General features: G+C 36.1%; 12 protein-coding genes. 7 read left to right on the top strand and 5 right to left on the bottom strand.

Features of this window, described 5'->3' with window-relative positions:
* Position 1 precedes the first annotated feature (1 nt).
* From PK943_01980 to PK943_01970, 3 genes are all read right to left on the bottom strand, one after another.
* The gene (locus PK943_01980) at positions 2-919 is read right to left on the bottom strand and encodes a tyrosine-type recombinase/integrase (protein ID HRN77982.1); all 918 of its coding nucleotides are present in this window, start codon (positions 917-919) and stop codon (positions 2-4) included.
* 17 nt (positions 920-936) lie between these two features.
* Positions 937-3,681, bottom strand: a complete 2,745-nt coding sequence (locus tag PK943_01975; GenBank protein ID HRN77981.1) for a sigma 54-interacting transcriptional regulator — start codon at positions 3,679-3,681, stop codon at positions 937-939.
* Between the two features lie 235 nt (positions 3,682-3,916).
* Entirely contained in the window at positions 3,917-6,628 is a 2,712-nt protein-coding gene (locus tag PK943_01970) for a sigma 54-interacting transcriptional regulator (protein HRN77980.1), read from the bottom strand.
* 272 nt (positions 6,629-6,900) lie between these two features.
* Here PK943_01970 and nth point away from each other — a divergent pair, with 272 nt between their 5' ends.
* The 7 genes from nth (at position 6,901) to PK943_01935 (ending at position 11,188) form a co-directional block, all read left to right on the top strand.
* Positions 6,901-7,575, top strand: a complete 675-nt coding sequence (nth, locus tag PK943_01965) for an endonuclease III (GenBank protein HRN77979.1) — start codon at positions 6,901-6,903, stop codon at positions 7,573-7,575.
* A 78-nt stretch (positions 7,576-7,653) separates the two neighbouring features.
* On the top strand, positions 7,654-8,136 hold the full coding sequence (locus tag PK943_01960) for a hypothetical protein (protein HRN77978.1): 483 nt from the start codon (positions 7,654-7,656) through the stop codon (positions 8,134-8,136).
* 112 nt (positions 8,137-8,248) lie between these two features.
* On the top strand, positions 8,249-9,319 hold the full coding sequence (locus tag PK943_01955; GenBank protein ID HRN77977.1) for a Hint domain-containing protein: 1,071 nt from the start codon (positions 8,249-8,251) through the stop codon (positions 9,317-9,319).
* Positions 9,316-9,777, top strand: a complete 462-nt coding sequence (locus tag PK943_01950; GenBank protein ID HRN77976.1) for a hypothetical protein — start codon at positions 9,316-9,318, stop codon at positions 9,775-9,777. The genes PK943_01955 and PK943_01950 overlap by 4 nt, the downstream gene beginning before the upstream one ends.
* A 28-nt stretch (positions 9,778-9,805) precedes the next feature.
* Positions 9,806-10,123 carry a hypothetical protein gene (locus tag PK943_01945; GenBank protein HRN77975.1) on the top strand — a complete coding sequence of 106 codons (318 nt, stop codon included), beginning with the start codon at positions 9,806-9,808 and terminating at the stop codon, positions 10,121-10,123.
* 23 nt (positions 10,124-10,146) lie between these two features.
* Positions 10,147-10,542, top strand: a complete 396-nt coding sequence (locus PK943_01940) for a hypothetical protein (protein HRN77974.1) — start codon at positions 10,147-10,149, stop codon at positions 10,540-10,542.
* Positions 10,543-10,582: 40 nt separating this feature from the next.
* Entirely contained in the window at positions 10,583-11,188 is a 606-nt protein-coding gene (locus PK943_01935; GenBank protein ID HRN77973.1) for a GNAT family N-acetyltransferase, read from the top strand.
* Here the strand turns inward: PK943_01935 and PK943_01930 are convergent.
* Entirely contained in the window at positions 11,164-11,634 is a 471-nt protein-coding gene (locus PK943_01930; GenBank protein ID HRN77972.1) for a GNAT family N-acetyltransferase, read from the bottom strand. The genes PK943_01935 and PK943_01930 overlap by 25 nt on opposite strands.
* 19 nt (positions 11,635-11,653) lie before the next feature.
* The gene (locus tag PK943_01925) at positions 11,654-12,430 is read right to left on the bottom strand and encodes a methyltransferase domain-containing protein (GenBank protein ID HRN77971.1); all 777 of its coding nucleotides are present in this window, start codon (positions 12,428-12,430) and stop codon (positions 11,654-11,656) included.
* Positions 12,431-12,564: the final 134 nt, after the last annotated feature.

Here is a 12,564-nt window from a genome sequence, read left to right as displayed (position 1 = left end):
ACTATTTCTTTTTGAGCATAGTATTTATAGGGTGTAAGGCATCACACATACGGGCAAGATCATCGAGAGATACGTGGGTATATTTTTCGGTGCTTGCGAGTGTTTTGTGGCCAAGCAATTCTTGCACTACACGCAAATCTACTCCTTGATTGAGTAAGTGCGTAGCAAATGAATGGCGAATTTTGTGAGGAGTTATGTGTCGATCAATTTTTAGAAATTTACGGAACATTTCAATAACGCGTTGTACCGAGCGTGCTGTAAAGGGTTCTTTGCGGTAATTCAAAAAAAGTGGTTCATCTTGTTTTTTTGCAGCTGGACGTTCAGTAAGAATATATTCAGCTAATTTATCTTTTGCTTTATCGCCAAATAATACGATACGTTCTTTTTTACCTTTACCACTTACGCGTATGGTTTTATTATCCATATCAATGTCACACAGGCGCATGCTGATCAGCTCCGAACACCGTACGCCAGTAGCATATAAAAGTTCTAAAATAGTTTTATCACGAAGCGGATAACGGGTTGGCAATTCATTGTTATTAACGGAATCCAGTAGATGGAACATTTCATCAATGCTTAAATAGACAGGCAGCTTTTTATCCAAGCGTGGGCGCTTGAGATTCAAATCAATTTTTATACCTTGTGATTGCAAAAAGTGGGTAAAAGATTTAAAGCATGAAAATTTACGTGCAATAGAACTTTTATCTATTTTTTTATAAAAAAGTCCTACTAAATATCGTTCAATAATTTGCCGAAGCCCCAGACTTTTTTGTTCTGCTGGTGCTAGATATTCCCAAAACGTAATAAATTGACGTAGATCGCCTTCATAAGCACGTAAAGTATGATCGGACAGGTTGCGTTCAACTTGAAGATACGTAAGAAATTCTTTTTTCTTTGACTTAAATTGCTCTAAGTTCATGGTGGTACCTATCAGAGCTAGATTAAATTATATTCTCGACATCGCCGGTTGACTGATGAGCGATTAACGCCCAAGAATGTAGCAATTTTATTTTGATTTTGGAACTTTTCCCATAGGGTGGACATGATCTTTTGATCTTTGAGTGCATATTTACCAAGCCGTGCAGCTTCAATGAGCAGTGGATCATTCACATCGTATACCAGGTCAAGATCGGGATCTTGTTCTAAATTATTTTCTTTTGATTTAAGTAATAATATCTGATGTACGCGTGTCTTTAATTCTTGGAGGCTTGTTGGCTGTTTTTGTATTAATTTTTGTTTATCTTTATCGGTAAGCGATAATAAGTTTTGGAACGTGTGTGCTTGAATTGCTTGTTCAGCAAATCCATCTGCCAAATTGAACAATTCATCAGTTGGTAGTGCAATGAGTGATGGCATCGAAAGTGTATTGCGCTTGAGTTCGTGGAGTAATTCTGCCAAGAATTTTCCATCTCGCACTAACAATGATAAGTTTTGGTTAGTTGAGCATAATATACGCGTATTGCTTGCTACTTTTTGATCACCTTTATAGGGGCGATATAATCCTTGTTGCATAAATTCAGTGAGCAACGCTTGTGTTTCCAGATCAAGTAAGTGGATATTTTTTATGAATAGGGTACCGCTGTCATGCAAAACTTCTAATAGAGGGCGTTCGTCAGATGAGCGGAGTATTGGGTTGGTCCCAAATAATTGCATGGCAATATCTTGGTGCTGTGTTACATACTGCAAATTCAGCGTATAAAGTGTTTCACGCAGACTAATGCTATGTAATAATTCTACGATTGGCACAATATCATCATCAGGCACATCAATAAGAGCGGTTTGTTTGCTTAATGCAGTTTTGAGTAATGCAATTTTAAAGTTCAATATTACTTCGCCGGTACCCGGAACAAGTTGATTAATACGTTTACCAGTTTCAGTTGTTTCTAAATACAATACATAATCCCACATGGTTGGATTTTGTAGATGACCAAATTGATTAGTAATAATGTCTGCAATATCAGGATATGATACGGTAATAATTACTTGTTGTTGTTCCAAATGAGGTACGCCAGAAAGTACGAGTGTATTACCATTACTGTCTTTAGCAAATTGTTTTTGTGGAGCTTTGTAGGTATACACATCATGTGCAATAGTTTTGAAGGCCTTGCTGAGTGGGTGCCCAGGTTGTTCATTGAGGTTTATTTGAATCAGTTCTTTTGCCGCTTGGTTACCAAATACGAACTCTCGGTTTTTATGAAAAATGATACCAATATCTTTGGTGCCCATGTCTTTACGTTTTTTGTTGTGTAAGAATGAGCGGATGCTTTCTTTGTATTGATTTATTTCTTGATGTTTAATGTAAAGTTCGTTTTGTAGTTTTTTAGCATGGGTGACCATGGTATCAAGGTTTTTGTTATTAAGTAAGTTAATGCTGCTACCCAAATAACTTGCAAATACAATCATTTCATCACGTTCACTATCATTATAACATGCATCACCGCGAGCACCTTTTTTTACGGTGATATATGCAATCATGCTATTTTGCGCATAAATAGGTAAAAAGATTTCTGCATCAATGGTATCAAGGAAATTAAGTAGCGCATTACGATCTTCATCTTCTTCATAAAAGTGAGAGAATGCAATTTCGTCATAGACCAAAATTTTTAATTTTTCAATAATTTTGCAGACAGAATCGCTGTGTGATCGCATGAATTCTTCGACTAATTTTTTAGTTAAATGTTTGTCATTCATTTGTGCGCCTACTACATGTTCATCCTGACGACTCAAAAGTGTCGTATCTCGCAGGGGAACATGTAAGGCTTCATTGAAGAATAGTTGAGTTACTTGCATGAGTTCATAGAGGCTACTTGCTTGGCTGAGTTGTTCCAAATGTGTTTTGAAGTTAGAAAGAGCATTGAGTCGTGGCACAGACGTGACGTGGCTTGAAAAATTCAAGAATCGTAGTCCCATGACTTTATGCATGCAATAATAGGTAGCCATAATAAGCAATATCGTAGAGAAATTTACCAAAGGTAGAATGTATGGTTGAATGGCAATAACCATAAAATATGAGGTTTGTATAACCTCAGTCATCAAATAAGGACATACCAAATATTTGATAAAAATATTTAATTGTTTACGTAAAATTTTAGGAAGTAACTTGGAACGCATCAAGCGGAACGTATTGTATAAACTAGGTACAATGAGCCCAAATAAGATATAGAGTACGGTGTAGCGCATGGCATTTATTTCTAATGGAATGTTGGTGCTCAACGCTTTGGCAAGTTCGCGTTCTTCTTCACTTATTAAAGTAGTATCAAAGAATGCTTCATATAAAAAATATCCCGCTATGAGCATGCTAACGCATACAAAGAATTGTTGGATACGCGTGGGCTTAAAATATTTATCCATTAAACTTTGGATAAAGAAGGCAAGTGATTGATATTGTAGAACTACAAAAGTCCATGCAATACGAGTCAAGAAGGTGACTGTTGTGTACGAAATGGCTGGATTAAATACAAGACGATATAGCTTAATCATCCACGCAATATCACCAAATAATGAACACCCCAAAATGCCCAAGGCAAAGAACCATGGCCTATGGAAAGTTCTTGATTTTAAGCCCTTTGGAATAAGAATTGCCAAAAAGTATGTTTTAACGGTAAATGAAATTGTTATAGTAGCAAGCAATAACTGCGGGCTATGAACAATTGTATTAAGTGCTTCTAATATTTTTACCATGTTATCATTGATTTTGCATATGCAACTGTTTATACTACTCTACGTACTTTAACATAACTATTACTTCTTAGGAACCCATAGGAGTCCAAATCATGATGTATGATAGTCAAATAATTGATCTTTTGTGTCAATTACTTGTGGTTGTGAAAACATTTTTGCGTTTTCCACCTTCGTGAGTATAGAGTGTGTTGATACACAAACGCAACAAAAATGAGAGGTATGGGCAAAAGGATCACTACTCTAGGTTATATTCTTTGAATCGTCGACTCACGGACGATCTATTGACACCAAGAAACGCAGCAATTTTGTGTTGGCTTTGAAATTTTTCCCACAATAAGGTCATAATCTTGCGATCCTTTAATGCCTGCTTGCCAAGGCGTGCGACTCGCGCTAACTCAGGGTCAATAGTTTGGTAAGCAGGATCAAATCCCGTTTCTTCATAGATATTACTTTTCTGAGATTTTTTCACTAATATATTTTGTACATTTGTTTTAAGTTCTTGCAAACTTGCAGGCCGCATGTGTGCGATTTTGTCTTTATCACGTTCGGACAATGTAAGCATATTTTTAAATGCTTGTGTTTTGACTGCCAAATCACTGAATCCTTGTGCTAAATCTTTCAATTCATCATCTGGTAAAGTTACAAGTGATGGCATAGAAAGGGTGGTTTGCTTAAGTTCATTGAACAAATCAGCATTAAAAGCATTTTGTTGTACAAGTGTTTGCAAGTCTCTGTTACTCGAACAGATAATACGTACATGGCTTGGAATTTTTTGGTCACTTTTGAAGGTGCGGAAAAAACCATAGCGAATAAATTCTGCTAGGTGTTTTTGTGTTTCTTGGTCTAAGTATTCAATGTTTTTAATATACAAGGTTCCTGTTTTATCCAATACTTCAAGAAGCGGCTTGTCATGCTCAATCCCAAAAATAGGATTAATACCGAATAATTGTATGGCAATATCATTATTTTTTATGGGGTGTTGCAAGTCGAGTGTATGTAAGTTATCACGCAAACTAGTGTGATGTAATAGTTCGACGGTTGAGAGCAAATCTTCTTCAGGCATATCGAGCAATATAGCCTTTCTGCTCAATGCGATTTTGAGCAATTCAATTTTAAACTTGAGCAATGCTGGCCCGGATCCGGGAATTAATTGATTAATTAATTTACCAGATTCAGTGGTTTCTAGATACAATACAAAATCCCATTCTGAAGGATCATGCAATAGATCAAGTTGTTTTTTGAGAATATCAGATATTTCCGGATAATGTACCATGATAATAACTTGGTTATGCTCCAAATGTGGTACTGCAGAAAGTACGAGTGGATTACCTTGTACATCTTTGATAAAACTTGTTTGAGGTGTTTTGTATTGTTCTACAGTTTGTGCAACGTTTTTGAGTGCTCGACTAATCGGATGTCCTAACTGTATATTAATATTGACTTGAATAAGTTCCTTGGCTGTTTGATTGCCAAATACAAAACGATTGTTTTTGTAAAAAATAATACCAATGCTTTGTTGTTTTTTATATCGCAAAAATGAACGAATACTTTCTTTGTATTGGTTAATTTCTTGATGTTTACGATACAACTCTTCTTGTATTTCTTTGGTTTGACGTGTCAGTGTTTCAACCGATTTGCTTTGTAATAGGTGAATAATATTTCCCATGTAGCTTGAGAATACAAGCATTTCATCTCGCTCGATACTACTATAGAATTGGTCAAAGCGTGCATGGCGATCAATGATAATGTAAGCAACCAAATTATTTTTTTCATAAATAGGTAAGAATACATCGGCATTTAAGTTGTCCATAAATCTGACGATAGCATTGCCTGCTTCATGATTTTCATAAAAATTGCTGAATGTAATGTCGTCATAGATGAGTATTTTTTGCTGGCGGATATGATCGAGTACATTCTGATCTTGCATACCAAAAAATGTTTCCACACAGCTGGTGATAATATCGTGTTGGCGTAGCTCAGCGCTAGCTGCATCCAATATACGGATATGCAGTGCTGTTTTGCCAAGAGGTACATCAAATGCTTCTTTGAAAAAACTTTGGGTAATATGACGCAGCTCTTCAATAGTGTTAACGTAACTCAATTGTTCAAGGGTATTTTTGAAATCATCCATAAAACTAAAACGGGTAATTTTGGTGTGTACATGATTTTCAAAATTGAGGAAGCGTAACCCCATAATCCTACGGGCACAGAAATAGAATGCGAATATAAGAATTATGTTTGATAGTGATGCAAATGTGTAGCTATTGGTTGTCCAAGTTGGAGAAAAAGAAAGAGGATAAATTTGAAGGATATCGCATAACCAGTAGGGGAAAATTATACCTTGAAGTAATACTTGTAATTGTTTTTTTAAGATACGAGGTAAATTTTTTTGCCGATATTGATACAGTGCTATAATCCCAGCAATAAAGAGAATAGCATTAGAATATATACCAGCTATTTTTAGTACGCTGAATTCAATTTCCGGGCGAGCTATGTTCTCAGCACAATCGAAATTGAATATAGCCAGTCCGGTAAAAAATAAGAAAAATAAACTGGTAATAGTGATAAGTATGTAATGATACCATCTGAGTCTAAGTGTCGTTGTTATTAAACTTTCTAAAAATAATACAATTGTTTGGAAATGAATAACAGACAATCCCCATGTCAAACGTAACCAAAAAAGATAAATTCGAAAGTCCGTGTGTGGAAACCATAAAGAACGAACAAATTTGTATATCCATGCAGAGTTTTCAAGCATAGAACTTAATAAAATAATAGCTAATAAGATTAATGGTAATTTAGCTATGTTTGTTTGTATGCCTTTTTTAACAAGAGCAGTTAATAATAATGCCTTGAATAAAAAAAAGATAATAAAAACACTGAGCAGAAAAGGGGGACTGCCAATTATTACATCAACAGAAATCAAGGAATTTATTATATTTACCATGTTTTATTGATATTCGTGTTTTGTGGCATTATACTTAGCGATAATCTTGTTAGTTAAAAGCTTTTTTAGGAGTTTAAATGCTTAATCACTTATCTCGCTACTTGAATATAATTTTATCTAACCGGGCAGCGCTGTCTCTTATCTTTGTTGTACTAGCATTGTTGAGTGGTGACTCAAGACCTCCAGGGAATTAACCCAAACCTCACCTAATACTTTATCCTAACAAAAAAACGACCTCTCGACAATCTTAAAGGTCGTTATAGGAGCAGGTTATGCCGTCGGATCATGCGCTCCGTGAGCGCGCCATACAAATAGTCAAGAAGTTGCGCATAGCAACTGAAGGAATGGAGGCACCGGCGGCTACTCAAATTGTCCAAAAATTTGGACGTGACCCATACCTGGTACTTGTCAGCTGTGTTCTGAGCTTACGGACAAAAGATACCATTTCACTCCCTTCCTCGCTTGAACTCTTCAAGCATGCCAAAACCCCCCAAGCTATGCTCAAGCTACCTCTCAAGACCGTAGAAAAACTTATTTACCCAACCGGCTTCTATCGGACCAAGGCAAAGAATATTCATGCCATGAGCAAAGAGATTTTAGAGCGCTTCAATGGGCAAGTCCCTCATACCAAAGATGAGCTCATGAGCTTGCCGGGCGTGGGCTCCAAAACAGCCAATCTGGTGTTGGCCGATGGCTTTGGTATTCCCGCTATTTGTGTGGACACCCATGTGCATCGTATTTCTAATCGCCTTGGACTGATCAAAACCAAGACTGTAGAACAAACCGAAAAAGCACTGCAACAAATTCTGCCCAAAGAATATTGGAGTGAGTGGAACAAGCTCCTCGTCATGTGGGGCCAGAATGTATGTGTGCCGATATCGCCATTTTGTTCACGATGTGCAATTGCAGATCTATGCCCGCGGGTAGGGGTGAAAAAGTCGCGGTGAAGAGATTGACTTTTGTGGTAGTAACTATAGCCTGTGCTTTAAAAATTTCCATAGCGCATAACAAAATAAGGAGCATCTATGAAAAAATATCTGATCGTATTTAGTACTTTTGTGCTGTGTATGAGTTTTCAAATACAGTCTATGCATACAGATCAAATACAACGCCTACACAGAGGTAAACGACCGGATCGTTATCCATTAGTACATAGATTTATTGTATCCACAGAATCCAATTTGCAACGAATTCACAATAGATTGAATGATGCTGAATTAGAGGTGAGTAAACATAGACGCACCTTGCGAAGTAATGAATCGCAACAGAGTCATAATGAAACTGAATTACAAAAGACTAATACTGAATTACAAAAGACTAATACTGAATTGCGCAAGGAAAAATTAAGAAATAGAAAAAAGTTTAAACGAATAACAAAAGAGTTGCAACAATTGAAGGGCGATCATGATCTATTGCAGCAGAATCATAATGAGTTAAAACTATTAGTTCTTGCTTTACAAGCGCAGCTTCAATCCCGGGCAACAATAAGTGGACAGGTTTCTAGTTAGCGGCCAGAATGTATGTGTGCCGATATCGCCATTTTGTTCAAGATGTGCAATTGCAGATCTGTGTCCCCGCGTGGGCGTGAAAAAATCACGGTGAGTTAGTCAAAGGGGATCAATGAAGTATTATATACTTGCTGGTTTTTGCTTAGTATTCATATCTCAATTATGCTCCCATGGTTTTGATCCATCTACTTTAGTCAAAAATGATCATAATAGTTGGTATCCTTTGGAGCAAATATGTGAACTTGCTGCAAAGAACAAAAAACAATCTATAGCAAGTTATGATGTTGATAAAAAATGTTGGGTGAGTAGTCATGTTGCCAGTGGTGGTAAAAGTGAAACTAACTGTTATTTTGCGCTAGGGCTTGATGGTGGTTGTAATGACATTATCTGTACACCTACACAAGAATTCTATCTTGCACTGACCAACAAATGGGTATCTGCATATGAGCTGCGCCAAGGTGATATTCTTCTGGGACAATACAACACATTAATTCCTGTTACTTATGTTGAGTTTATAAAAAATAAACGAGCAGTCTGTTCTATTGAAGTACAAAATACGCACACCTTCTTGGTTGGTCAACATGCAGTACTCACACATAACATGGTGTTGCCAGTTGCATTATTAGCTGGGGCAAAAATCCCATTCGAGCTTGGTGCACTTGGAAGTTTATTTGGTTTGAGCATTGGTGCGCCGGCTGTTGTAGGTGGACTGGTGATTGGAAGCGTTGCTGGCATTATATGGAAAAAGATCGCTGGCAGAAAAGTTGTAGATTATAAGTTGTCATTTAATACCGCTTATATTGAACAGCACCAAAAAGAGAATAATAATGCGCAGAGTAATTATAACAACAATTCAAAAATGGCAGCAGGTGGTAGTCCGGAAGATCCGGAAAATAAAGACAAAAATAATAAAACAAATTTTTTTGATAAATTTAAATCAAAAAAAGGTAAGAGAGGAAGAACGCAACGGTTTGGTAATATATACCAAGATCCAGATACAAAATATTGGTGGTCTAAGGATCGAGCAAGTCATGGTGGTTCGCAATATAAAGTTTTCAAAGAAACATCTAAAGGACTTGAATGGATTTTTGATGCAGATGCTCAAGGAAGTCCCATAATGGGAAAACATAAGGGTCCAACGGGTATATTTATACCATACAAAGATATAATAGGTTGTTCATGAATCATATCATTATTAAGCAAGCTAGTGATTTAAATATTATTTTGAATAGTCCAGTACTCATAACTGGTAATCACCAGCTACGTGATGAAGAAACATTGACTAATATGTGGGGCATATCGCTTGACCCAGGAGCAGTAGAAACAGTGTCGATACAGGATTTACAAAAATTTGTCAATAACCTTATTTTACAAATAAAAAGTAATAATCAAGATAAAACGTTATACATGTGGTTTGATGAGATGGCAAGTCAGTTACGTTTTAATATTATTTCTGGGCACGTTACACAGCTGCCATTTGGTTGCAAGATTGATTTGGTTCATGACTCATTGTCAATATTGAAAAATTTTAAAACTTCGTCGTATCATGAAGGTATCCCTTGGAGTGAAGTAACAATAGAAGAAAATATGTCAGATGACGAAGATGACTATAGACTACAAGTATTTGTAGCCTACCTATGATGGTTGTTTAAGATTTATATGTGAAAAAATGCAAATAAAAAATACGTCTGAACATTGTTGTGAGTTGATGAATAACTTTATAGAAGATATTAGAGTACAGATAGGGTATATACCTAAATATAGAGAATATTATATCCCATTGAGCTATAGAAAAAAAATAACTGCAATACAATGTTTATTATATTGTCCTTGGTGTGGTACAAAGTTGCCCGAAAGCTTGCGCGATCAATATTTTGATATCTTGGAAAAAGAGTATGGCATAGAAAATGATACTTATGCTGAAGAAGAAGGAATTTTACCAGAAGAATTCAAAACAGATGATTGGTGGAAGAAGCGTGGATTATAATTTAGAAAATTCAGGAGATATAAATGCATGTAGGTCCACATTGGGATGTTCATAACCTAAAGACAGGAAGACATAAGAATATTTTTCCTGAAAGTAAAGAAGACCGAAAAGGAAATAATAAATATAAATTGGTCTTAACATGCAAAGAAATTTGGTATTTTTCTGCATTAGATGAAATGTTATTTTTTGTATGGATACAGAAAATACCATCTATCAAAAAATTTGATGGTATTGGAGACGAGTTGTATTTGTACTTTGAAACTGATGTAATACCAGATGCTGATCTTATGGAACTTCTTGCATTATTCTATAGATACAAAATTGACATAAAACAATTGAGCAGATTTTTAACTGAAGATAACAAAAAATGGTTTTATGATAATAAAAAAGCATTTTGGCATAAAAAGGTATTTGGCTAATCATAAAAAAATTAGAACATTGGGGCTAAGGAACAAAATAATGTTTTTAATAGTATGTTTTTTAAGCATGGGAATTAATGCTTATGCAATGCTTGCAACGATAAACCCATTTGATTTGGCTCCAGAGCGATGGGAAGAATTTCGTGCATTGCGCATAGATGCGGTGACGAATGATCCACAAGGAATTGGTGGTTCTGTACAAGATGAGGAAAGCCGATCATTGGAATCATATAAAAAACTGCTCGAAGATGCACAACATGGCAATAATATGTGGCTTAGTTTTGTTCAAAATGAGGGTAAGCTTATTGGGGTAGCTGGTGCTATGTGCAAAATGGCGCATCTTTCTGCTTGCAGACACGTGGCTACATTAATAAGCGTATACGTAAAACCAACATATAGAGGCTTTCGTATAGGCGAAATCTTAGTCCGTTCAGTTTTAGAAAAATTAAGAAAGAGTGAGCATGTAACTGAAGTTATGCTTTTTGTAACTACCACACAAAAAGCTGCTATTGAATTGTACAAAAAACTTGGATTCATAAAATGCGGTGAACATAAAAATGCACTTTATATTAATGGCTGTTATTATGATCAAGATATTATGCAAAGACATATTGATAAGAACTATAACTCTTTTTCCATCACATAATTCTTGAGCTTAACCCCCTTGCGTACCACTATCTGTTCTTTGACCACCTTGAACCCCATCCGCTCTGCAGGAATTCGTGCGGTAATACTGCAATCAGTGGTGATTTTGGTCAGGCCAAGTTTACGCGCAGCTTGCTCAATATGCTTGAATAATCGGAATGCAATGAATCGACCTTGGTAATCTTTGTGCACATAGAGTCGATCCAAGTAGCCTTCATGCGTCATGTCGGCAAAGCCGACAACCTTGCCATCAAGCTCTGCTACAAAGGTGATATTTTGTACGAGTGATTTAAGCCATTTGTCTTGATCAATATCTTCTGGTGCCCAGACGGCAATTTGTTCCGGAGCGTAGTGTTGAATGTTGATTGTGTGTACTGCATCGCGGAATAGTTGGATCAGTTCGGGTGTATCAGATGGCTTGAAATGACGAATAGTAATATCGTACATAGATATCTCCGATAAGAAGTTATACTTTCTGTGCAACAATTAAAATACGCTCGGTTTCATATGGGGCAAATGATGACCCATCAATAGCACATTGATTGAGTACTTTAAATCCATTGCGCTGGAGCATATCTTGTAATTGTTGTGCAGTGTATACCTGTAATGTTTGTGCACTTTCTGTAATGGTTGGCTCCTCATTGTCTTTTTTTACATAGTGTGTGGTATATGAGGATAGGATACCTGCTTGATCTATGGTGCTGTATTGAATGTCTCGTACGGCAATATTATCAACAATTTTTTGCCAATCAATAGTCAGAGTTGTGATATTATTGCCATGCAACAAGTAATCCAAATTAAAGATATCAAAAATATATAATCCACCAGGATTTAGATTACTATATATGTTGCGTATGGCTTGTTCAAAATCAGATTTCGTCAGATGGCCGACTGCATTGAATATGGTAATGACTGCATCAAACGTATCAATTTGTGTAGTACGCATATCGCCTTCTATAAATTGTATATCGAGGTTATTGGCTTTAGCTTTTTGCCGTGCAATATCCAACATTTTTTTATTGATATCAGAGCCAACGACTTTAAAGCCTTCTTGGGTAAGCCAAAATACTTGTGACCCGGTACCGCAGGTCATATCAAGCACTGAACGTACTTTATGCTCTTTTAGTATGTTGGTGATGGTCTGATTAATTGTTGCAGATAGTTGTTCGTTAAACGCATCATAAGTTTCTGCTGCAGGGTCATAATGCTCAGGTAATGCACTTGTGTGGAATATTGGTTTCATAAAACTACCTATATTTTGTAATTATTTTTTTCTGTATACCTATATTATAATTTTTTTGTAAAATTATCTTGCTCTGAGTTTTTAGGTAAAGCATAATTGTTTATTATTCATATTTTTACCGGTACATTTTACCT

This window comes from Candidatus Dependentiae bacterium (genome assembly GCA_035445995.1).
Taxonomy (GTDB): domain Bacteria; phylum Babelota; class Babeliae; order Babelales; family Vermiphilaceae; genus DAOMRS01.
This window is presented reverse-complemented; position numbering and strand designations above follow the sequence as displayed.